Consider the following 20,437-nt stretch of genomic DNA (forward strand, 5'->3'; position numbering starts at 1 on the left):
CGATGCTGTCCCGGCGCCTGTTCCTGAAATCCGCGGCCCTGATCGGCTGTTCGGCGGCGGCCCATCCGCTGCTTTCCTCGGCCACCTTCGCGGCCGCGCCCGGAGAGAATCGCCTGGTGGTGATCATCCTGCGCGGCGGCATGGACGGCATCGACGCCTTCCAGCCCTATGGCGACCGCAATCTGGCCGGGCTGCGGCAGACGCTGTCGCTGGGCCCCGATCATGGGGCGACCGATCTGGACGGCTACTTCGCGCTGCATCCGGGCCTGTCGGGGCTGCTGCCGCTGTGGCAGGCGGGGCAACTGGCCTTTGCGCCCGCAGTCTCTACCCCCTATCGGGACAAGCGCAGCCATTTCGACGGCCAGACCATGCTGGAGGCCGGGACGGGCACCGACCTGGATCTGGACGCCCAACAGGACGGCTGGCTGAACCGGCTGCTGCAGGCGATGCCGGGGCAGGCCTCCGAGACCGCCTATTCCGTGGGCGTGTCGCAGATGCGCATCCTGCAGGGGCCCGCCCCTTCGCGCAGCTGGACGCCCAAGGCCACGATGCAGCTCAGCCCGCAGGCGCAGCTGCTGTTGGAGCGGATCTATCACGACGACCCGCTGTTTCGCGATGCCACCGCGCAGGCGATGGAGATCGTCGCGGGGCTGCCCGCCGATATCGCCTCGGGCAAACCCGGAGAGGACCACCTTGAGATGGCCCGTTTTGCCGCGGACCGGCTGACCGGACCCACCCGGATCGCGTCCTTTTCGGTGGCCGGGTGGGACACCCATGCGGGGCAGGCGGGGACAATGCCGCGCGCGCTGTCGCGGCTGGCGGACACGATCCTGACCCTGCAGGCGGGCCTGGGCGATCTGTGGGACCGCACCACGGTGATGGCCATGACCGAATTCGGCCGCACCGCGCAGGAGAATGGCTCGGGCGGGACCGATCATGGCACCGGGGGCGCGATGCTGGTGACCGGGGGCGCGGTTCGGGGCGGGCGCGCCTTGGGCGAGTGGCCGGGCCTGGCCGAGGGCGATCTGTATGACGGGCGCGATCTGATGCCGCTGCGCGACATCCGCGCCTATGCCGCCTGGGCGCTGCATGCCAAGTTCGGCATCGACCGCGCCACACTGGAGGGGGCCGTCTTTCCGGGGCTGGACATGGGGTCCGATCCGCGGATGACGGCGTGACCTACATCTCGGCCACGCGGGACAGGCGGTCCTGGACCATGCCGCTGATGCGCGCCAGATCGGTCGCCAGCGCGTGTCCGGCCGTGTGGTCGCGCGCCAGCGCCGTGGCCGCGGCCTCCAGCGCGGGATCATGGGCGGATCGCGCGACACCGGCCAGAAAGCGGGCGATATAGTCGATCTCGGTCGTGTCCTGGGCGCTGGACAGCACCTCGGCCACATGGGCCAGATCGTCGCGCAGACCCGAGGGGTCGGGCTGGATCACCTCGTCCGGCAGGGCGCGCAGGGTCATGCCTCCGGCCTCGGGGGGCATCGCCTGCAGGATGGTCTGCTGGAACACCGCCAGGCTCTCGACCGGTTTGGGCAGAAAGCCGTCGGCCCCTGCGGCCAGCGCCTGGCCCGCCCGGTCCGTGTCGCCCGACATCGCCAGGATCACCGGCACCCGCGGCTCGGTCGCGTTCAGTTCGGCGATCAGCGCCACCCCGTCGCCATCGGGCAGGCCCAGGTCGATCACCACCACCGCCGGGCGATAGCTGCGCAGATGACGCGCCGCCGAGCGCAGGCAATCCGCGCGGCGAATCCGCGCACCCGACTTGAGGCACAGCAGGCGCACGGCCTCGCTGGCAAAGCGCGAATCCTCGATCACCAGCACCGTCAGCCCGGTCAGGGGCCGCCTTGGCAACGACAAACGCCATTGTGGCAAGGCCTTGGACTGGTCAGTCCCGTAATCGGTCAACATGTCTTGATCCCCATCCATGTCTTCACGGACAGTAAAGCCTCGATTCGCTAACATGGCGTTAACGGAGATGCTTTTCCTTTCCCGCACCGCCCGAAAGGCATAGAACCCCGGAAAACGGAGGATGAGATGATCGGTCGTCTGAACCATGTCGCCATAGCCGTCCCCGATCTGGGGGCCGCCGCCGCTCAGTATCGCACCACCCTGGGCGCCGAGGTCGGACCGCCCCAGGATGAGCCCGATCACGGCGTCACGGTCATCTTCATCCAGCTGCCCAACACCAAGATCGAACTGTTGCACCCCCTGGGCGATGACAGTCCGATCCGGGCGTTCCTGGACAAGAACCCCTCGGGCGGCATCCATCACATGTGCTTTGAGGTCGACGACATCATCGCCGCCCGCGACACTCTGAAGGCCGATGGCGCGCGCGTGCTGGGCACGGGCGAACCAAAGATCGGCGCCCATGGCAAGCCGGTGCTGTTCCTGCACCCCAAGGATTTCAACGGCTGCCTGATCGAACTGGAGCAAGTCTGATGAACCTGACCGGCGGCATCGTTCTGTTCGCGTCCCTGTGGTTTCTGACCCTGTTCTGCGTCATGCCGATTGGCCAGCGCAGCCAGGCCGATGCCGGCGACGTGATCCGCGGCACCCATGCCGGGGCGCCTGCGGGCGTGAACTGGCGGCGCAAGCTGCTGTGGACCACGGGGATCACCGCGGCCATGTGGGCCGTGATCGCCTGGCTGATCCTGGGCGGCGTGATCACCCGCGCCGATATCGCGAATCTGGACCAGCTGGTCCGCTGAGCATCTGGAACAGGTGGGTGAAGGCCGCCGCCGCCAGCAGCGGCACGGTGATGTTGACCACCGGAATGACCAGCCCGATCGCGACCAGCACGCCGGTCGCGGTCACCCGGCCCGAATGGGCGCGGCGCAGATCATGGGCCGCGACCTCCGACAGGTGACGGCGCGCGGCCATCTGAAAGAACTCGCGCCCCAGCAGCCAGCCATTCGCGCTTAGAAACAGCACCGGCGCCAGCGGCCCCAGAAAGGGCGTCAGGATCAGGCTGACCACCGCCACGCCCAGCATTGCCAGAACCAGCGCCGCCGATTCCAGCAGCCCGTCCAGGAAATCGACGGACACGCCGCGCCGGTGGGGATAGTGGATCGTCTCGACCTTGTCGGCGACGGCCTCGGCGAAAAGCCCCGCGAAACCCGCCGCGACGGGGGCCATCAGAAAGATGCTGAGCACCGGAAACAGCGCCAGGGAACCCCAGGACAGCACCTGCCCGAACTCGACCGTGCCCAGCCAGGGCAGGGTGACGCCCCCCGGCAGCCACAGCCGGATCACCCAGAAAATCGCCGCCTGCAGCGCCACGAACAGCCCGATGGTCAGCGCGATGCCCAACACCGCCAGCCGCAGCACCGAGGGGCGCATCAGGTCCGCCCAGCCCCGCGCCAGCGCGCGCAGCGGCGTCATGGCCGCCACGTGGTCTTGGCCCCGATGTCGGGCCTGGGGCGTTCGGGCGGCGTGGCACCGCGCGTGCCGATATGGATCAGCCCCGCGATGCGTTCGCGCGGCGTGATACCCAGATGGGTTTCGGCGAAATCCTGGTTCAGCGCGGCAAAGCCCGTCAGCCAGGCCGCCCCCCAGCCCGAGGCCAGGGCCGCGTTCACCAGCCCCAGGCACAGCGCGCCCGCCGACAGCATCTGTTCCCATTCCGGGACCTTGGGGCTGTCCACCGGAGAGAACACCACCGCCACGATCACCGGCGATGCCATCGCCTGGGCGGACTTGTCCGCCGCCGCCCTGTCCTGCCCCGATGCCAGCACCAGCGCCTGCAGCGGCCCGGCCAGCGCGTCCAGCGTCTGGCGGCCCAGCACGACAAAGCGCCACGGCTCCAGCTTGCCATGATCGGGGACGCGGGCGGCCAGCGTCAGCAGCTGCGTCAGCTGGTCGCGGTCGGGGCCGGGGCCGGTCATCATCTTGGGCGGATGCGAGCGGCGCGTGGCCAGAAACTCCAGCGCTGCGTCGTTGCGATGGTCCATGCGGCACTCCTTTGCGGTCCGGGGTCCGGTGTTTCAGATGCGCGGGCGGTGTTCAAGCCGGGGCCTTGCGCCACGGGCCGGGACGGGGCAGCAACAGCGCGTGACCGATTTGACCCATCTGGCCCGACCGGGCGCCGTCCTGACCCTGCGCGTGACTCCCCGCGCGCGGCGTAATGCCGTCACGGTCGAGGGCTGTCTGCTGCGCATCCACGTCACCGACCCGCCCGAGGACGGGCGTGCGACCCGCGCGGTCCTGCGCCTGCTGGCCCGCGCGATGAAGGTCGCGCCATCGCGCCTGACCGTGATCCGCGGCCAGACGGCCCGCGACAAGGTGGTGCGGCTGGACTAGACCTTCTTGTCGATGCGGTAATTGCCTTCGGGCAGGTTCAGCGCAAGGCGCAGCTCGGTCAGCTGGTGCATCGACAGGGTGATGCGCACGACCTCCTCTCCGTCATCGCTCATCTGTTCCAGGATCACCCGGTCGTCGAACCCCAGGATCACCACATCCTCGGTCAGGGGGCGGGTGCCGGGGTCGGCCTCGTCGATCAGGGTGATCACGGTCGCGTCAAAGTCGTGCTCGATGGTGAACATCCGAATCTCCTTGGGGTGACCCGACAATCGCGTGAAAGCGCGGCTGCGGCAAGCAGTCGGGGTTTACGCGGCATCGGCAGGGGTTAAACTGCGCGTGACAAGCGGTGCGCCCCGATGCGGGCAGCGGAACAGGGCGGAACATATGGGACAGATCATCGGGCGGGGCTGGCTGGCAGGATGGGTCGCGGTGACGCTGGCCGTGGCGGGCTGCGCACCGATGCCCGTGCCCGTCGCCCCGCCGGTTGCCCAGGCCCCCGTCCAGGGTCCGGCCCTGCCTGCGCCATCCGCCCCGCACGCGGCCACGCCTGACGGTGCGGCGCGCAGCTTTGTCCAGGTCATGCGCCGGATGGAACCCGCCGTGCGCCAGGACTGCCTGACCCGCCGCACCGCGCCGATCAGCTGCGATTTCATCTTCGTCGTGGATGACCGCCCGGGGCTGGAGCCGAACGCCTTTCAGACCGTGGACCGCAACGGGCGGCCCGTGGTCGGTTTCACCCTGTCGCTGATCGCCCAGACCCGCAACCCCGACGAGATCGCGTTTGTCGTGGGCCACGAGGCCGCGCATCACATCCTGAACCATCTTGACCGCAAATCCGGCGCGGCCACCGCGGCGGCGGTCGTTCTGGGCAGCCTGGCCTCCGCCTATGGCGGCGACACCAGCGCCATCGCCCGCGCGCAAGAGATCGGGGCCTCGGTCGGCGCGCGCTACTATTCCAAGGAATGGGAGCTGGAGGCCGACTATCTGGGCGCGATCATCACCATGAATGCGGGCTATGACCCGATCAACGGCTCTGGCCTGTTCCAGCGCATCCCCGACCCTGGCAACCACGTCCTGGGCACCCACCCGGCGCGCGCGCAACGCCTGGCGCAGGTCCGCCGCGCGGTGGCGGATGTCCAGGCCGGCCGGGTCCGCTAGCCGTGGCAGCCCATCGCGGCGTCGGCCGTCTGCGCTGGCGCCTGATCGAGATCACGCGGACGCTGTGGGTCCGGGTCGCGGCATTCGCGGGGCTGGGCCTGCTGACGGCGGCCCTGGGCTTTGTGGTGCGGGGCCAGATCCCCGACGCGCTGGCCGGCCAGATCGGCGCCGACGCGATAGAGCCCATCCTGGAGATCGTGGCCTCGTCCATGCTGACGGTCACGACCTTTTCGCTGTCGATCCTGACGGCGGCCTATGCGACGGCCAGCGCGGGCTCGACCCCGCGGGCGGTGCAACTGCTGGCCAATGACGGGGTCAGCCAGACGGTGCTGGCGACCTTCATGGGCGCCTTCGTGTTCAGCTTGGTCGGGCTGATCATGCTCAAGACCGAACTCTATGGCGGCGGCGGGCGGGTGGTGCTGTTCGTCGTGACGCTGCTGGTGATCCTGATCGTGATCCTGTCCCTGCTGCGCTGGATCAACCGCCTGGGAGAACTGGGCCTGATCGGGGACAACCTGACCCGGGTCGAGACGGCCACGGCCACCGCGCTGCGCCTGCGCCGCGAATCGCCCTGGATGGGCGCCAACCCCCTGGATGGCCCGCCGCCGACGGACAGCACGCCGGTGCCGCCGCCCCAGGCCGGGCATGTCCAGAACTGCGACATGCAGGGCCTGTCCGATCTGGCGGACAAGGCCGGTCTGATCCTCTATCTCACGGTCACGCCGGGCGATTTCGTGCATCCCGCCTGCGCCCTGCTGCATGTCGATGGGCTGCCTGACGACCCCGACGAGGCCACCGCGCTGACGCGACAGCTGACCGAATGCTTCAGCCTGCGGGCGCAGCGCAGCTTTGACCAGGACCCCAGATTCGGCTTTGTTGTCCTGTCCGAGATCGGCCAGCGCGCCCTGTCCCCGGCGGTCAACGACCCCGGCACGGCGGTGGCCGTGATCCAGCGCATCCTGCGGGTCCTGTCCGAATGGACCGACCAGGCCCAGCCCGAGGTGTCCTTTCCGCGTCTCTATGTGCGCAGCATCACCGTGGACGAGATCCTGCGCGCCAGCCTGCTGCCGCTGGCCCGCGACGGGACAGGGGTGGTCGAGGTGCACCGCGCCCTGCAGACCTGCCTGCTGGCCCTGGCGCAAATTTCCCCCGCGGTGCATGGCGACGCGGCCCGGGCGCTGACCGCAGATTGCGTCGCCTATGCCAATCAAGCCCTTGTTCTGGAACTTGAAAAAACAGAGATATGCGCGTTGTCCGCGCAGGTTGCCGCCACCTGAAAATCGGTTGTGCCCATCCGGTCACGCATCAACCTGCAGATGAAAGAAAATTCCACCGCTGAAAGAAAAATGCTGGCATGTCGGCGGATTTCTGCTTTAGTCAGGGCAGGTTCGCACAAAGAGAATTGTTTGAATTGACACGATATGGCGCAGCGGCGCCGTTCTGATAGAGGGGCGCCCATGATCGGGGTTGTCGTATGGAGCAGTGGGTCGCGTGAAAAAGCGATCGTCTGGTGCGAAGATCAGGCGACCCTGGCGTATCTGCAAGGGCACGCCAATTTCATCGGGCATGGCGAATGGCCACAACCCGGCGATCTGGTCGAACTTGAGACGCGCACCGTAGGCAATCTGCGCCATGCGCTGAACGTGTCCATGCTGTCCGAACAGAGCTGTCCGCAGATCCCCCGGATATTGGCAGAGGCCGAGGCGCCGGCCCGTCCCGCCCTGCGTGTGGTGGCTCAGCAGGATCTGACGCCGCAAGGCACAACGGCCTCCAAGGCCCCGGCGCGCCCCGCCTTTCCCTATACCCAGCCCCGCAGCGGCGCCGCCTGCTGAGCGTGCTGGCACCAGCCCCGATAGGGCTGATGCCGGTTGTGATCAGACGCCGCGCGACAGCGCCGCAACGCCGGTGCGCGCCAGATCGTTCAGCCCCAGAGGCCGCATCAGATCGGCAAAGGCCTCCAGCTTGGACGGCGTGCCGACCAGCTCGAAGACAAAGCTCTCCAGCGTCGAATCGACCACGTTGGCGCGAAAGATCTCGGCGATGCGCAGGGCCTCGACGCGCTTTTCGCCGGAGCCGCGCACCTTGAACAGGCCCAGCTCGCGTTCCACCACGGGACCCTCGACCGTCAGGTCGTGGACCTCGTGCACGACCACGATGCGGCCCAGCTGCGCCTTGATCTGCTCGATCACCTCCGGGGTGCCGCGCGTCACCACCGTGATGCGCGAGCGGTGCCCGGTATGGTCCACCTCGGCCACGGTCAGACTGTCGATGTTGTAGCCGCGGCCCGCGAACAGGCCGATCACGCGGGCCAGGACGCCCGGCTCGTTCTCGACCAGGACGGCCAGGGTGTGGCTCTCCTCGCGCGGGGCATGCGGGTCGCGCAGGTCATAGGCCGAATGGCTGGACATGCCCTTCTGGATGTTCAAAGCGTTCATGGTTCTGCCCTTTCTCCGGCCGGTCTCAGACCAGCACTGCGCCTTCGGATTCGATCACGCCCTGCGTCTCGGCCTCGCCCAGCAGCATCTCGTTATGCGGCTTGCCCGAGGGGATCATCGGGAAGCAGTTCTCGTGCTTCTCGACCAGCACGTCCAGGATGAAGGGGCCGTCATAATCCAGCATCTGCTGGATCGCGGCGTCCAGATCCTTGGGGTCGCGCACCTGCGCGCCCTTGCAGCCGAAGGCCTCGGCCAGCTTGACGAAATCGGGCAGGCTGTCCGACCAGGACTGGCTGTAGCGTTCGCCATGCAGCAGCTGCTGCCACTGGCGGACCATGCCAAGGCGTTCGTTGTTCAGGATGAACTGCTTGACCGGCAGGCGGAACTGCACCGCGGTGCCCATCTCCTGCATGTTCATCAGCCAGCTGGCATCGCCCGCGACGTTGATCACCAGCGCCTCGGGATGGGCCATCTGCACGCCGATCGACGCCGGCAGGCCGTAGCCCATCGTGCCCAAACCGCCCGACGTCATCCAGCGGTTCGGCCCCTCAAAGCCCAAGTACTGCGCCGCCCACATCTGGTGCTGGCCGACCTCGGTCGTGATGTAGCGGTCGTGGTTCTTGGTCAGCGCCTCCAGCCGTTCCAGCGCGTGCTGCGGCTTGATGATCGTGCTGCTGGGCTTGTAGGCCAGACACTTGCGCGCGCGCCACTCCTCGATCTGGCCCCACCACTGCTTCAGCGCCGGGCTGTTGACCTTGCGGCCGCGCGACTTCCAGACCTTCAGCAGATCCTCCAGGACATGGCCCACATCGCCGACGATGGGCACGTCGACGCGCACGACCTTGTTGATGGATGACGGGTCGATGTCGATATGCGCCTTGACCGAGCCGGGGCTGAAATCCGCGATCCGCCCGGTGATCCGGTCGTCGAAGCGCGCGCCGATGTTGATCATCAGGTCGCAGCCATGCATCGCCAGATTGGCCTCGTAGGTGCCATGCATGCCCAGCATGCCCAGCCATTTATCGCCCGATGCCGGATAGCAGCCCAGCCCCATCAGGGTCGAGGTGACCGGAAAGCCCGTCCCCTCGGCCAGTTCGCGCAGCAGCTGGCTGGCGCCGGGGCCAGAGTTGATGACCCCGCCGCCCGTGTACAGGATCGGCCGCTCGGCCTGTTCCATCAGCTCGACCAGGCGCGTGATCGCGGCCAGATCGCCCTTTTTCGTGGGGTTGTAGCGGCCATTATCGACCTGCTTGGGCCCGACATAGGTGCCGGTCGCGAACTGCACGTCCTTGGGAATGTCGATCAGAACCGGACCGGGGCGGCCCGAGGTCGCGACGTGAAAGCCCTTGTGGATCGTGGCCGCCAGCTTGTCGGTATCCTTGACCAGCCAGTTGTGCTTGGTGCAGGGGCGGGTGATGCCGACCGTGTCGGCCTCCTGGAACCCGTCGGTGCCGATCATGAAGGTCGGGACCTGCCCCGACAGCACGACCAGCGGGATCGAATCCAGCAGCGCGTCGGTCAGGCCGGTGACCGCGTTCGTGGCGCCGGGCCCCGAGGTGACCAGCACGACCCCGGGTTTGCCGGTGGCGCGGGCATAGCCCTCGGCCATGTGGACGGCGCCTTGTTCGTGGCGGACCAGGACATGGGTGATGTCGTTCTGCTGAAAGATCTCGTCATAGATGGGTAGGACGGCCCCGCCCGGATAGCCGAATACGGTATCGACGCCCTGATCGCGCAGCGCCTCGACCACCATTCTCGCACCCGTCATTGTTCGGGACATCGTCTTGCTCCATCCATCAAAAATACCCGCCGGGCGGGCTTTTCCCGACCCGGCGTCGGCGCAACCTAGGGTCACGCTCCGACAGCGTCAATGGCATTTGGTGGAGAAAGTGACGCAGGCAGGCGTCTATTTGAAACTTTGTTTCGCGAACTGTCCGGCGCTATCGGTCGAATTGCGGCAGCGCGATTCGGGCCACCTGCTCGACGATGGGGTCGACGGACAGGGGATGCGCTTCGTTCGAATGGGCCTCGGGGTCGCCGATATCCTGCCAGACGCCACCCTTGTAGATCTCCAGCGCGCCAAAGCGGGCCTTATAGTCCATCTTGCGGCTGCCGGGCACCCAATAGCCCAGATAGACATAGGGCAGGCCCGCCGCGCGCGCGATCTCGATATGGTCCAGGATGATGTAGGTGCCCATGCTGGCCGGGCGCAGCAGCGGGTTGTAGAAGCTGTAGACCAGGCTCAGCCCGTCATCCAGCACGTCCGTCAGGCAGACCCCCGCCAGATGGTCGTCACCCGCCGCCAGCTGGGGGATCGCGTCGTCCAGGCAGCGATATTCGATGACGCGCGTCTTGACCGGCGTCTCCTCGATCATGGCGGCGAATTCGAAGATGTCCATGTCGGCCATGCCGCCATCGGCATGGCGGCTGTCCAGATAGCGGCGGAACAGCTCGAACTGTTCCTCGGTGGCCCAGGCACTGGTGGCGACGCGGCGCAGCGCGCCGTTGCGGGCCATCACCCGCCGCTGCGTGCGCGAGGGATGGAAATCGGCCACCCGGATGCGGGCCGACATGCAGGCCACGCAGCTTTCGCAGCTGGGCCGGTACAACACGTTCTGCGACCGACGAAAGCCCTGCCGTGACAGGGCGTTGTTCAGGTCGGCGGCGTTGTCGCCCTGCAGCGCGGTGAACAGCTTTCGTTCCGCCCGCCCGTGCAGATACGGGCAGGGCTGGGGGGCCGTCACATAGAATTGCGGCGCATGGGGCAGCGTATGGCGCATCAGGTGCGCCCCTTGCAGCATCTGGTCAGATCGCGGCTGGTCATGCGGGCGCTGAGGTTTCCGTTGCAACGGTCAAGAATGCGGCGAAGCCTAGCAACGTTTATGCGACAGGCCAAGCACGGAAAACGTTATGTTTAACGGAGGGCACCGTCACGCATGGCGGGGTTGCGTTGACTGGGGCACGGCGACCTCTAAGGTGGCGCGCATGAGCTTTTCGTCCCGCATCACCCGCTTGCCGCTGCCAGCCGATCCTGCCCGCGCGGCGGATGTCGCGGGCCTGTTTCCCGACCTGCCCGACCGGCTGCGCGACCTGATCGCCGGCGCCGCCGGTTCCAGCCCCTATCTGGCCGGGCTGCTGCGGTTCGAGGCCGACTGGCTGCCCGGCGCGCTGGCGCATGACGATGTCGTCGCGCGCGAGACCGCGGACATCGAGGCGCTGGAGGCCGACGCCCTGGGCATCGCCCTGCGCCGCGCGAAAAGGCGGGTGGCGCTTCAGGCGGCGCTGGCCGATCTGGGCGGTGTCTGGCCGCTGGAGCAGGTGACCGGCGCGCTGTCCGACCTGGCCGACCGCGCCGTCGATCTGGCGCTGCGCGCTCATGTCGCGACCGAGATCCGGCGCGGCAAACTGCCCCAGACCGACGCCGATGCGGGCGGGATCTTTGCGCTGGCCATGGGCAAGGGCGGCGCGCGGGAGCTGAACTACAGCTCTGACATCGACCTGATCGTGCTGTTCGATGAGACCGCCTATGCCCCCGATGCGCAGATGGAGGCCCGCGCCGCGCTGATCCGCGCCACGCGCCGGATGGCCGCGACCCTGTCGGATGTGACCGATCACGGCTATGTCTTTCGCACCGATCTGCGCCTGCGGCCCGATGCGGCGGTGACGCCGGTCTGCATCTCGACCGCCGCGGCCCTGGCCTATTACGAGGCCGAGGGGCGGACCTGGGAACGCGCGGCCTTTATCAAGGCCCGCGCGGCGGCCGGCGACATCGCGGCGGGCGATCGGTTCCTGCGAGAGCTGCGGCCCTTTGTCTGGCGCAAGCATCTGGATTTCGCGGCCATCCAAGACGCCCATGACATGCGGCTGCGCATCCGCGACCACAAGGGTCTGGGCGGGCGGCTGGAGGTGGCGGGCCACAACCTCAAGCTGGGTCAGGGCGGCATCCGCGAGATCGAGTTCTTTACCCAGACCCGCCAGCTGATCGCGGGCGGGCGCGACCGCGACCTGCGCGCCCGCGACACGGTCGGCGGGCTGGCCGCGCTGGCCGCCAAGGGCTGGGTGCCCCAGGATGTCGCGGACGAGCTGACCGCCCATTACCGCGAGCATCGCGATATCGAGCATCGCATCCAGATGGTGAACGACGCCCAGACCCACAGCCTGCCCAAGGATGACGGCGCGCTGCGCGTCATCGCCGCCCTGTCGGGCGAGGCCGACCCCCAGGCCTGGTGCGCCCGCCTGAAATTGCGGCTGGAGCGGGTCCATGCCCTGACCGAGCGGTTCTTTGCCCCCAATGTGCCCACCGACGACCTGCCCGAACTGTCGGACGAATCGCGTGCGATCATCCAGGGGTGGCAGGCCTATCCGGCGTTGCGGTCCGACCGGGCGCGCCAGATCTTTCGCCGGATCGAGGCCCCGCTGCTGTCGCGCATGGCCCGCGCCGGGCATCCGGCCGAGGCGCTGGCCCGCTTTGACAGCTTTCTGTCGGGCCTGCCCGCAGGGGTGCAGCTGTTTTCCCTGTTCGAGGCCAACCCCCAGCTGATCGACCTGATCGTGGACATCTGCGGCACCGCGCCTGCGCTTGCGGCCTATCTGGCGCGCCATCCGGCGGTTCTGGACGGGGTGCTGGCCGGCAGCTTCTTCGACCCCTGGCCCGGAGAGGCTGCACTGACCGCCGAACTGGCGCGCGCGCTGGAGCTGGCGCTGACCCAGCCCGGCGGCGGCTATGAACGCGCGCTGGATGCCGCGCGACGATGGGCGCATGAATGGCAGTTCCGCATCGGCGTGCATCACCTGCGCGGCCTGATCGGCGCCGAGGAGGCCGCCGTCCAGTATGCAGATCTGGCGGGGGCCTGCGTGGCCGGGCTGTTCCCGGTCACGGCGGCCGATTTCGCGCGCCGCCACGGGCCGCCGCCGGGTCGCGGTGCGGTGGTGATGGGCATGGGGTCCCTTGGCGCGCGGGTGCTGAACGCGGCCTCGGACCTGGATCTGATCGTGATCTACGACGCGGGCGGCGCCGAGGCGTCGGACGGGCCGCGTCCGCTGGCCGCGCGGCCCTATTACGCGCGGCTGACGCAGGCGATGGTCACGGCCCTGTCGGCGCCTACCGCCGAGGGCCGTCTGTATGAGGTCGACATGCGGCTGCGCCCCTCGGGGCGGCAGGGGCCGGTCGCCACCTCGGTCTACAGCTTCGAGGCCTATCAGATGACCGAGGCCTGGACCTGGGAGCATCTGGCCCTGACCCGCGCCCGCTGCGTCGCCCATGCGGGTGCCGACGCCGCCGCCCTGGCCGCCCGGATCGAGACCTTGCGGACCCAAATCCTGACCGCGCGCGGGACCGATGCGCGGGTCCTGCCCGACACGGTGCAGATGCGCGACCGCCTGTTCGCGGCCAAGCGCCCGGACGGACCCTTCGATGCGCGGCAGGGGGCGGGGCGGCTGCAGGACATCGACCTGCTGGCGCAGAGCTGCGCGCTGCGGGCGGGCGATCCGGCGCGTTCGACGCTTGCGCAGCTGCGCGCGGGTCGGCGCGCGGGCCTGCTGACCGCCCCCCAGGCCGAGCGCCTGTCGTCGCTGTGGCGGGCGCAATGGCGGCTGCATGCGGCCACGCGGCTGCTGACCGAGCGCCCGCTGGACATGGATGAGATTGGGCGGGGCGGCCAGGATTTCCTGCTGCGCGAGGTCGAGGCCGAGACGCCTCAGGCCCTGCGCGACCGCCTGGCCGAACAGGTCGACGAGGCGCAGGCCATCATCCGGGCCGGGCTGGGCATCGCGCCCGACTGACCGCAGCCGGGGCGGATCACCCGCTGGCGGCTCGGTCGGCGGCGGGGGACATGGTGTGCGACAGCGGTTCATCGGCGGGCTGGGCGTGGCTGGCACTGTGCTGCAGCTCGGCCGCGACCTCGGCCAGAGAGCGGCCGCCGATCTGGCCCAGCACCGGGATCGACACCAGACCCGGCGCCAGCGGCGCGGCGGCGGGCTCGGGCGCCTCGACGAACAGGCCGTGCGCGGTCTTGTCCCAGTAGAACGGGCGCGCCACGACCTCGTAGATCGCCTTCCACCCCGCCAGACAGCCAAGCGGATAGTAGAAATGCAGCGTGGGCACCCAAGGCAGCAGATGGCGGTGCTTGGACCCCCGCACGGCCCGCATCCCCACGAAGATGCTGAGCAGTTCGGACGTCACGAACAGCGCGAACAGCCCGGTGATGGCCCAGGCCCCCATGCTGGATTCCAGCGGTTCGCGCAGCGGATGGGGCAGGCCGAATGTCAGCAGCCAAAAGCTCCACAGGATCGGGGCCAGCAGATATTGCGACAGTGCGCCAAAGAACTGGACCTGAAAGCCCCAGAACCGCCACGCGCCCAGATCGCGATAAAGGGCGGCGGGGTCGCGCATGTGAACCGCCCAGGTCATCGCGTAACCCTTGAGCCAGCGGGACCGCTGCTTGATCCAGGGCAGGGTGCGGCAGTTGGCTTCCTCGTCGGTGGTGGTGTCCAGGATCTCGGTCCGCAGGCCGCGCCGGGCCAGGCGGACGCCCAGATCGGCATCCTCGGTCACGTTCCAGGCGTCCCACGCGCCGACCTTTTCCAGCAGCGGTCGGCGAAAGAACAGCGTCGTCCCGCCCAGGGGCACGATCAGCCCCAATCGCGCCACGCCGGGCAGCAGGATGCGGAACCAGCCCGCGTATTCGACCGTAAAGCACCGCGCCAGCCAGTTGCTGCGCGGGTTGTAGAAATCCAGCGCGCCCTGCAGGCAGGCCACATCGGCGGGCGCGAAATGAAAGCGGTGGGCGACCTTGTGCAACTGGTCGGGGTCGGGCCGGTCCTCGGCATCCCAGATGCCCACGATCTGGCCGCGGCAGAAATTCAGCGCATAGTTCAGCGCCCGGGGCTTGGTCTTGATCGGGCCGTCGGGGACGCGCACCACGCGGATCCAATGCGGCAGGCGCACCCCCTGCAGGGCGGCCTCGGTGATCTGGTCGCTGGCCTCGATCACCAGCAGGATGTCGGTCAGCTCGCGCGGGTATTCCAGTCGGGCCAGCCGGGCGACCAGCTTGCCCGCGACGTCGTTCTCGTGAAACAGCGGCACCATGACCGAGATCAGCGGCAGCGCCGCCTCCATCTGCGGGGCGGCGGTCTGTCCCTGGGCGATGGCCAGCGCCAGGTCGCGCTGTTCGATCCCCGCCCGGCGCGCGGCCAGAAAGGACAGCAATTTTAGCCCGCTCTGCGTCAGCAGCGTCAGCACCGCCCACAGCGTCAGCAGCCCCACCACCAGCGACGGAGCCAGCAGGATGCCCGTCCCGGTCAGCGCCACCGCCAGAACCGCGATCCGGCCGGTGCGGCCCGCGTCCTGGGTCCGGCAACTCTCACGGGCGGGAACGCGGGTCTCGGCCTCGCGGATCAGGCGGATGCGGCGCGAGTTCAGGACCCCGGCCTGGGCCTGCTCCTCGCTGCACAGCAGCATGCGCACCTGCCCGAACTGCCCCGGCAGGTGCGGCAGCAGGGCCGCGAATTCATCTGGGCGGGCGGTCGCGATCCAGGTGACCCCGCCGATGCGCCGCCAGGGCAGGATGCCATGCGTCAGACAGAACCCCGCCTCGGCCACGTCGATCAGCCGTGGATCGGCGGGGGTCTGGTCGGGGTCGATCGCGGTGGTGCGCCATTGGCGCGACAGCGCGCGGGCCAGGGCCGCCGGTTCGACCATGCCCTGCGCCAGCAGCACCTGTCCCAGACGCACGCCCAACCGGGCCTGGATCACCGTCGCCTTGAGCAGATCGCCCGGATCGACGGCGCCGTCCTCCAGCAATATCTGTCCCAGTGACCGCTGATCGCGCGGGGCCAGCGTCGGGCCCCTCAGGACCGCGCCCCCCACCGCGCGTCCGCCCAGGTCGGGCAGGTTGGCAGGCCGAGGCAGAGGGGCAAGCTGCGCCATGGTCGTTTCCGTGTTGGACGACCCCTCTTGGCACGGCAGAGCTTAACAGAGGATTAACTTGGCCGGGCACGGTCGGGAAAAACCCGACCGTGCCGCGCCTTTGGGTTCAACCGCGGCGCGCGCGCATCGAATCGGTGAAGCGCTGGAACAGATACAGGCTGTCCTGGGGGCCGGGCGCGGCTTCGGGGTGGTGCTGGACCGAAAACACCGGGCGGTCGGCCATGCGGATGCCGCAATTGCTGCCGTCGAACAGGCTGACATGGGTCTCGATCACGCCCTGGGGCAGGCTTTGCGAATCGACGGCGAAACCGTGGTTCATCGAGGTGATCTCGACCTTGCCGGTCTCGACGTCGCGCACCGGGTGGTTGGCACCGTGATGGCCGTGGCTCATCTTGACCGTCCGGGCGCCAAGCGCCAGGGCCAGCATCTGGTGGCCCAGGCAGATGCCAAAGATCGGCATGTCGCGTGCCAGCAGGCCCTTGATCATCGGCACCGCATAGGCGCCGGTCGCCGCCGGATCGCCGGGGCCGTTTGACAGGAACACGCCCTCGGGTTCGTGGGCCATCACCTCCTCGACGGTGGCGGAGGCGGGCAGCACCGTCACCTCGGCGCCGTAAGCCACCAGCGAGCGCAGGATGTTGCGTTTCGCGCCGTAATCCAGCGCGACGACCTTGAAGGGCTTGTCCTGGGGGGCGGTGCCGAAGCCCGCGCCCCATTGCCACGCACCCTCATCCCACCGATAGCTCTGGGCGCAGCTGACGTCCTTGGCCAGGTCCAGGCCGACCAGGCCCTGCCAGTCGCGGGCGCGGGCGATCATCGCCTCGATGTCGAAATTGCCGTCCGGGTCATGGGCCAGCACCACATGCGGGGCGCCCTGCTGGCGGATCGCGCGGGTCAGGCGGCGGGTGTCGACGCCGCCGATGCCGATGCGGCCGCGCCGCCCCATCCAGTCGGTCAGCTCGGACGTGCTGCGCCAGTTCGACGGCTCGGTCGGGTCCCACCGCACGACGATGCCGCTGGCGACGGGGTCCTGCGCCTCGTCATCCTCGGCGGTGACGCCGGTATTGCCGATATGGGGAAAGGTGAAGGTCACGATCTGGCTGGCATAGGAGGGATCGGTCATGATCTCCTGATAGCCGGTCATGGCGGTGTTGAAGACCAGTTCGGCCACAACCTCGCCAGGAGCGCCGAAGCCCATCCCATAGAAGACGGTTCCGTCGGCAAGCGCCAGGCAGGCGGTCGGTTTTGCAGCCATGTCGGCACCTCTGGTGTGAAATCAGCCGGTGAATAGGGGGCGGGCGTCCCAAGGTCAACCCGCCCTGGCCGTGGGGCGGTCCTTGAACAGTGCGGCGCGGGGGGCTAAATTCCCGATCTTCCGGCGCATCCCGCGCCTTGGGTTGGAGACGATCATGGAACTGCGCGCCAAGCTGCAAGCCGCCACCAAAGAGGCGATGAAGGCCCGCGACAGCGCCCGCCTGTCCACGCTGCGCCTGATTGCCGCCGCCGTCAAGGACCGCGAGATCGCGGCACGCGGCGGGGATGGCGATGGCACCCTGACCGAGGGCGATCTGGTCCTGATCCTGTCGCGCATGGTCAAGCAGCGGCAGGAATCCTCCAAGGCCTATGAGGAGGGCGGCCGCCTGGAGCTGGCCGCGCGCGAGCAGGACGAGATCGGCGTGATCCAGGAATTCCTGCCCCGCCAGATGAACGCGGTCGAGACGACCGCCGCGATCGATGCGGTCATCGCCGATCTGGGCGCATCGGGCATCCGTGACATGGGCCGCGTGATGGCCGCCCTGAAGGAGCGTTACGCCGGGCAGATGGATTTCGGCGCCGTGGGGCCCGCCGTCAAGGCGCGCTTGCTGGCGTGAAACCCGCACGGTCCTGAGGCGTTGGGCGGGCAGGAGGTAACCCCATGCCCGCCAGATCCAAAGCCCAGCAACGCGCCGCAGGCGCGGCCCTGTCCGCCAAGCGCGGAGAGAGCAAGGTCGGCGACCTGCAAGGCGCGTCCAAGGACATGTATGACAGCATGACCGAGGCCGAGCTGGAAGACATCGCCGCCACCGACCATGACGACCTGCCCGACCGCGTCCAAGACGACTAGCGGACCGAGGCCAGCCGCCGCAGCAGCTCGTCACACAGGCTGCGGCGTTCGTCTGGTGTCAGGAAGGCGCCCAGTTCGATCTCGCGCTGGCCGTCGGTCAGGGTCAGATAGGCCTCGACCGGGCCGTCGCGCAGGCTGGGGCGCACCCAATAGCTGTTGGTCTGCCACAGTCGCTCGGGGCGGCCCGGAGCGTGGCGGCGCACCTCCAGCCGGGCGCGACCCAAGACCAGCTCCTCATGCGTCTGTCCGCTGCGATAGCTGAGCTGGATCGCCAGCCACACCCCGCCCACCGCCAGCACCATGAATGGCAACAGCCCCCACAGCACCTGCGTGCCCAGCACCGCCAGCATGGGCAGCGACAGAAAGGCGGCGGTTGCGGCGATGAACCAGACGAACCCGCGCTTGGGCAGTGACCGATGCGGCCACAGGGTCAGTTTTTGCAAAAAGGCCCCGGACGTATCCGGGGCCTGATCGTGCCAATGATATGGCATCGTCGGACGATCTCAGTGGGCGCGGCTGTGGTCCCAGTCCTCGCGCTTGGGCAGCTGCTCGAACGTGTGCTCGGGCGGGGGCGAGGGCAGGGTCCATTCCAGCGTGTCGGCGTATTCGTTCCAGTAGTTGTTCTGGGTCACGCGCTTGCCTGCGAACAGGGTGTAGAACACGATGCCGATGAAGAACAGGAACGAGGCGAAGGACAGATAGGCGCCCCACGAGCTGATCGCGTTCCAGAAGGCATACTCCACAGGATAGTCGATATAGCGACGCGGCATGCCCTGACGGCCCAGGAAGTGCTGCGGGAAGAAGGTCAGGTTCGCCCCGATGAACATCATCCAGAAGTGCAGCTTGCCGGCCCATTCGGGATACTGGCGGCCCGACATCTTGCCCATCCAGTAATAGATGCCCGCAAAGATCGCAAAGACCGCGCCCAGGGACATCACATAGTGGAAGTGCGCCACGACGTAATAGGTGTCGTGATAGACGCGGTCCAGCGGTGCCTGCGACAGGACCACGCCGGTGACGCCGCCCACGGTGAACAGGAACAGGAAGCCGAAGGCCCAGAGCATCGGCGTCTTGAACTCGACCGAGCCGCCCCACATCGTCGCGATCCACGAGAAGACCTTGATGCCCGTGGGCACGGCGATCGTCATGGTGGCCAGCATGAAATAGCTCTGCTGGGTCAGGGACATGCCGACGGTATACATGTGGTGCGCCCAGACCACGAAGCCCAGGATGCCGATCGCGGCCATGGCCAGAACCATCGGCAGGTAACCGAAGACCGGCTTTTTCGAGAAGGTCGCGATGACATGGCTGATGATGCCAAAGCCGGGCAGGATGATGATGTACACTTCCGGGTGGCCGAAGAACCACAAGATGTGCTGGTACAGCACCGGGTCACCGCCGCCGGCCGGGTTGAAGAAGTTCGTGCCGAAGTTGCGGTCCATCAGTAGCATGGTGATGGCGCCGGCTAGCACGGGCAGGGCCAGCAGGATCAGCCAGGCGGTGATGAAGACCGACCAGGCAAACAGCGGCACCTTGAACAGGGTCATGCCGGGGGCGCGCATGTTCAGGAAGGTGGTGATGATGTTGATCGCACCGACGATCGAGCTGGCACCCGAGACGTGGACGGCGAAGATCGCCAGGTCCATCGAATAGCCGCCCTCATTGGTGGACAGCGGCGGGTACAGGACCCAGCCCACGCCCGAACCCAGCTGCTGGTTGCCGCCCGGCGACAGCAGCGAAGCGTCATAAGGCGCTTGTCCAACGTAAAGCAGGCAGCCGTCCAGGTCGCTGAATCGATGGCGCTGCGTCTCTTCCATCAGCAATCGATGCGTGCGCACGTTGGCCGCGAGCAGCGCCGCTTCCATCCTAAGTTCTTCGTCGGCGACGGCCTGTGCGTCGATACGCCTGCGCAGCCCCGCGTCGGAGCAACGCAGGGCCAGATACAGATCGCGACCGAAGCGCAGCGGCGACACTCGCGCATCGATGAATGGCTGCGCTCTTTCGACGCAGACCTGTTCGAGCCAGGGCGGCATCTCGAACGACAGGATCAGGTAGTCTTCGGGCAGATGCTCGAACAGGTAGCTGATCGCGGCATCCGGCACTCGATGATAGGTGGCGGCCCATCGGGCTTGCATGTCTGCCGCCGTTCCAAGCGGCCGGCTGCCCGCCAGCTCTCGAAAACGCGCCAGCTCGAATCCAGGCATGAGCCCGTGGAGCGGCTTTGCACCGGGAGGAAAGCCGATGTCGAGGCCGCAGCCCTGCCTGATCGGCTCCCGGACGAGATCGAAGAAACCTTCGGGGAAAATGCGCGTGCCGCGCAGCAGATCGGGTAGGCAGACGATGCGAGAGAAGTTCATTGCTGTTATTCCTGCGCAGCCATGGCGCAGGACCATGTCCGAAAACGGCGAGTGTCAGCCTGCCGCCAAGCGCATAATACAACCGTGCTACCCGATCCCGATGCCTGCTACAACGCCTTGCTGGCGCACGACACCCGCTTCGATGGGCGAT

The 20,437-nt window shown here is 68.0% G+C and carries 20 protein-coding genes and 1 pseudogene; 10 read left to right on the forward strand and 11 right to left on the reverse strand.

From position 1 onward, the window contains the following. Positions 1 to 2: 2 nt before the first annotated feature. Complete coding sequence (locus ABS73_RS05335) at positions 3 to 1,178, forward strand: DUF1501 domain-containing protein (protein ID WP_277020806.1); 1,176 nt, start codon at positions 3 to 5, stop codon at positions 1,176 to 1,178. Position 1,179: 1 nt separating this feature from the next. Here ABS73_RS05335 and ABS73_RS05340 read toward each other — a convergent pair whose 3' ends face one another. Continuing rightward, complete coding sequence (locus ABS73_RS05340) at positions 1,180 to 1,914, reverse strand: response regulator (protein WP_423805172.1); 735 nt, start codon at positions 1,912 to 1,914, stop codon at positions 1,180 to 1,182. A gap of 126 nt (positions 1,915 to 2,040) precedes the next feature. On the opposite strand from ABS73_RS05340, the gene mce reads away from it, so the two are divergent. Together mce and ABS73_RS05350 are read left to right on the forward strand one after the other, a co-directional pair. Beyond that, positions 2,041 to 2,445 (forward strand): methylmalonyl-CoA epimerase, encoded by a 405-nt coding sequence (gene mce, locus ABS73_RS05345; protein ID WP_277020803.1) that lies wholly within the window; start codon positions 2,041 to 2,043, stop codon positions 2,443 to 2,445. Beyond that, entirely contained in the window at positions 2,445 to 2,714 is a 270-nt protein-coding gene (locus ABS73_RS05350; RefSeq protein ID WP_277020801.1) for a DUF1467 family protein, read from the forward strand. Before mce ends, ABS73_RS05350 begins: the two co-directional genes overlap by 1 nt. On the opposite strand, the gene ABS73_RS05355 is transcribed toward ABS73_RS05350, so the two are convergent. Together ABS73_RS05355 and ABS73_RS05360 are read right to left on the reverse strand one after the other, a co-directional pair. Continuing rightward, positions 2,671 to 3,387, reverse strand: a complete 717-nt coding sequence (locus ABS73_RS05355; protein ID WP_277020799.1) for an EI24 domain-containing protein — start codon at positions 3,385 to 3,387, stop codon at positions 2,671 to 2,673. The genes ABS73_RS05350 and ABS73_RS05355 overlap by 44 nt on opposite strands. Next, on the reverse strand, positions 3,384 to 3,956 hold the full coding sequence (locus tag ABS73_RS05360; RefSeq protein WP_277020797.1) for a nitroreductase family protein: 573 nt from the start codon (positions 3,954 to 3,956) through the stop codon (positions 3,384 to 3,386). Before ABS73_RS05360 ends, ABS73_RS05355 begins: the two co-directional genes overlap by 4 nt. Positions 3,957 to 4,056: 100 nt before the next feature. On the opposite strand from ABS73_RS05360, the gene ABS73_RS05365 reads away from it, so the two are divergent. Further along, entirely contained in the window at positions 4,057 to 4,305 is a 249-nt protein-coding gene (locus ABS73_RS05365) for a DUF167 domain-containing protein (RefSeq protein WP_277020795.1), read from the forward strand. On the opposite strand, the gene ABS73_RS05370 is transcribed toward ABS73_RS05365, so the two are convergent. Further along, positions 4,302 to 4,547 (reverse strand): DUF8831 family protein, encoded by a 246-nt coding sequence (locus ABS73_RS05370; protein WP_136856705.1) that lies wholly within the window; start codon positions 4,545 to 4,547, stop codon positions 4,302 to 4,304. The two genes, ABS73_RS05365 and ABS73_RS05370, sit on opposite strands and share 4 nt — an antisense overlap. Positions 4,548 to 4,689: 142 nt before the next feature. Between ABS73_RS05370 and ABS73_RS05375 the strand changes: the two genes are divergently transcribed. The 3 genes from ABS73_RS05375 (at position 4,690) to ABS73_RS05385 (ending at position 7,295) form a co-directional block, all read left to right on the forward strand. After that, positions 4,690 to 5,463 carry a M48 family metalloprotease gene (locus tag ABS73_RS05375; RefSeq protein WP_277020792.1) on the forward strand — a complete coding sequence of 258 codons (774 nt, stop codon included), beginning with the start codon at positions 4,690 to 4,692 and terminating at the stop codon, positions 5,461 to 5,463. Positions 5,464 to 5,465: 2 nt separating this feature from the next. Then, positions 5,466 to 6,740: a DUF2254 domain-containing protein gene (locus tag ABS73_RS05380; RefSeq protein ID WP_277020790.1), complete on the forward strand. Its 1,275-nt coding sequence runs from the start codon at positions 5,466 to 5,468 to the stop codon at positions 6,738 to 6,740. Positions 6,741 to 6,884: 144 nt separating this feature from the next. Beyond that, complete coding sequence (locus tag ABS73_RS05385) at positions 6,885 to 7,295, forward strand: hypothetical protein (protein ID WP_286693412.1); 411 nt, start codon at positions 6,885 to 6,887, stop codon at positions 7,293 to 7,295. A 42-nt stretch (positions 7,296 to 7,337) separates the two neighbouring features. On the opposite strand, the gene ilvN is transcribed toward ABS73_RS05385, so the two are convergent. The 3 genes from ilvN to ABS73_RS05400 form a co-directional block, all read right to left on the reverse strand. Further along, on the reverse strand, positions 7,338 to 7,898 hold the full coding sequence (gene ilvN / locus ABS73_RS05390) for an acetolactate synthase small subunit (protein ID WP_277020785.1): 561 nt from the start codon (positions 7,896 to 7,898) through the stop codon (positions 7,338 to 7,340). Positions 7,899 to 7,923: 25 nt separating this feature from the next. Then, positions 7,924 to 9,678 (reverse strand): acetolactate synthase 3 large subunit, encoded by a 1,755-nt coding sequence (locus ABS73_RS05395; protein WP_277020784.1) that lies wholly within the window; start codon positions 9,676 to 9,678, stop codon positions 7,924 to 7,926. Positions 9,679 to 9,838: 160 nt separating this feature from the next. Further along, positions 9,839 to 10,678, reverse strand: coding sequence for an arginyltransferase (locus ABS73_RS05400; RefSeq protein WP_277020782.1), 840 nt, complete (start codon positions 10,676 to 10,678; stop codon positions 9,839 to 9,841). 205 nt (positions 10,679 to 10,883) lie between these two features. Between ABS73_RS05400 and ABS73_RS05405 the strand changes: the two genes are divergently transcribed. Then, positions 10,884 to 13,679 carry a [protein-PII] uridylyltransferase family protein gene (locus ABS73_RS05405; protein WP_277020780.1) on the forward strand — a complete coding sequence of 932 codons (2,796 nt, stop codon included), beginning with the start codon at positions 10,884 to 10,886 and terminating at the stop codon, positions 13,677 to 13,679. A 16-nt stretch (positions 13,680 to 13,695) separates the two neighbouring features. On the opposite strand, the gene ABS73_RS05410 is transcribed toward ABS73_RS05405, so the two are convergent. Together ABS73_RS05410 and carA are read right to left on the reverse strand one after the other, a co-directional pair. Then, entirely contained in the window at positions 13,696 to 15,825 is a 2,130-nt protein-coding gene (locus ABS73_RS05410) for a glycosyltransferase (RefSeq protein WP_277020778.1), read from the reverse strand. 106 nt (positions 15,826 to 15,931) lie between these two features. Next, the gene (carA, locus tag ABS73_RS05415) at positions 15,932 to 17,080 is read right to left on the reverse strand and encodes a glutamine-hydrolyzing carbamoyl-phosphate synthase small subunit (protein ID WP_277020775.1); all 1,149 of its coding nucleotides are present in this window, start codon (positions 17,078 to 17,080) and stop codon (positions 15,932 to 15,934) included. 154 nt (positions 17,081 to 17,234) lie between these two features. Between carA and ABS73_RS05420 the strand changes: the two genes are divergently transcribed. Together ABS73_RS05420 and ABS73_RS05425 are read left to right on the forward strand one after the other, a co-directional pair. Beyond that, the gene (locus tag ABS73_RS05420; protein WP_277020901.1) at positions 17,235 to 17,696 is read left to right on the forward strand and encodes a GatB/YqeY domain-containing protein; all 462 of its coding nucleotides are present in this window, start codon (positions 17,235 to 17,237) and stop codon (positions 17,694 to 17,696) included. Between the two features lie 44 nt (positions 17,697 to 17,740). After that, positions 17,741 to 17,929 (forward strand): DUF3008 family protein, encoded by a 189-nt coding sequence (locus ABS73_RS05425; RefSeq protein ID WP_277020772.1) that lies wholly within the window; start codon positions 17,741 to 17,743, stop codon positions 17,927 to 17,929. Here the strand turns inward: ABS73_RS05425 and ABS73_RS05430 are convergent. Together ABS73_RS05430 and ABS73_RS05435 are read right to left on the reverse strand one after the other, a co-directional pair. Beyond that, positions 17,926 to 18,372: a DUF2244 domain-containing protein gene (locus ABS73_RS05430; protein WP_338118589.1), complete on the reverse strand. Its 447-nt coding sequence runs from the start codon at positions 18,370 to 18,372 to the stop codon at positions 17,926 to 17,928. The genes ABS73_RS05425 and ABS73_RS05430 overlap by 4 nt on opposite strands. Positions 18,373 to 18,432: 60 nt before the next feature. Next, a pseudogene (locus tag ABS73_RS05435) lies at positions 18,433 to 19,683 on the reverse strand (cytochrome c oxidase subunit I); the annotation flags it as partial. Positions 19,684 to 20,437 lie beyond the last annotated feature (754 nt).

This window comes from Paracoccus sp. SCN 68-21 (genome assembly GCF_001724535.1).
In the GTDB taxonomy this organism is placed as follows: domain Bacteria; phylum Pseudomonadota; class Alphaproteobacteria; order Rhodobacterales; family Rhodobacteraceae; genus Paracoccus; species Paracoccus hibiscisoli.

Coding starts and splice junctions, on each gene's coding strand:
- ABS73_RS05335 (WP_277020806.1), top strand. CDS start 3: ATGCTGTCCCGGCGCCTGTTCCTGAAATCCGCGGCCCTGATCGGCTGT.
- ABS73_RS05340 (WP_423805172.1), bottom strand. CDS start 1,914: ATGTTGACCGATTACGGGACTGACCAGTCCAAGGCCTTGCCACAATGG.
- mce (WP_277020803.1), top strand. CDS start 2,041: ATGATCGGTCGTCTGAACCATGTCGCCATAGCCGTCCCCGATCTGGGG.
- ABS73_RS05350 (WP_277020801.1), top strand. CDS start 2,445: ATGAACCTGACCGGCGGCATCGTTCTGTTCGCGTCCCTGTGGTTTCTG.
- ABS73_RS05355 (WP_277020799.1), bottom strand. CDS start 3,387: ATGACGCCGCTGCGCGCGCTGGCGCGGGGCTGGGCGGACCTGATGCGC.
- ABS73_RS05360 (WP_277020797.1), bottom strand. CDS start 3,956: ATGGACCATCGCAACGACGCAGCGCTGGAGTTTCTGGCCACGCGCCGC.
- ABS73_RS05370 (WP_136856705.1), bottom strand. CDS start 4,547: ATGTTCACCATCGAGCACGACTTTGACGCGACCGTGATCACCCTGATC.
- ABS73_RS05375 (WP_277020792.1), top strand. CDS start 4,690: ATGGGACAGATCATCGGGCGGGGCTGGCTGGCAGGATGGGTCGCGGTG.
- ABS73_RS05385 (WP_286693412.1), top strand. CDS start 6,885: ATGGCGCAGCGGCGCCGTTCTGATAGAGGGGCGCCCATGATCGGGGTT.
- ilvN (WP_277020785.1), bottom strand. CDS start 7,898: ATGAACGCTTTGAACATCCAGAAGGGCATGTCCAGCCATTCGGCCTAT.
- ABS73_RS05395 (WP_277020784.1), bottom strand. CDS start 9,678: ATGTCCCGAACAATGACGGGTGCGAGAATGGTGGTCGAGGCGCTGCGC.
- ABS73_RS05400 (WP_277020782.1), bottom strand. CDS start 10,678: ATGCGCCATACGCTGCCCCATGCGCCGCAATTCTATGTGACGGCCCCC.
- ABS73_RS05405 (WP_277020780.1), top strand. CDS start 10,884: ATGAGCTTTTCGTCCCGCATCACCCGCTTGCCGCTGCCAGCCGATCCT.
- ABS73_RS05410 (WP_277020778.1), bottom strand. CDS start 15,825: ATGGCGCAGCTTGCCCCTCTGCCTCGGCCTGCCAACCTGCCCGACCTG.
- carA (WP_277020775.1), bottom strand. CDS start 17,080: ATGGCTGCAAAACCGACCGCCTGCCTGGCGCTTGCCGACGGAACCGTC.
- ABS73_RS05420 (WP_277020901.1), top strand. CDS start 17,235: ATGGAACTGCGCGCCAAGCTGCAAGCCGCCACCAAAGAGGCGATGAAG.
- ABS73_RS05425 (WP_277020772.1), top strand. CDS start 17,741: ATGCCCGCCAGATCCAAAGCCCAGCAACGCGCCGCAGGCGCGGCCCTG.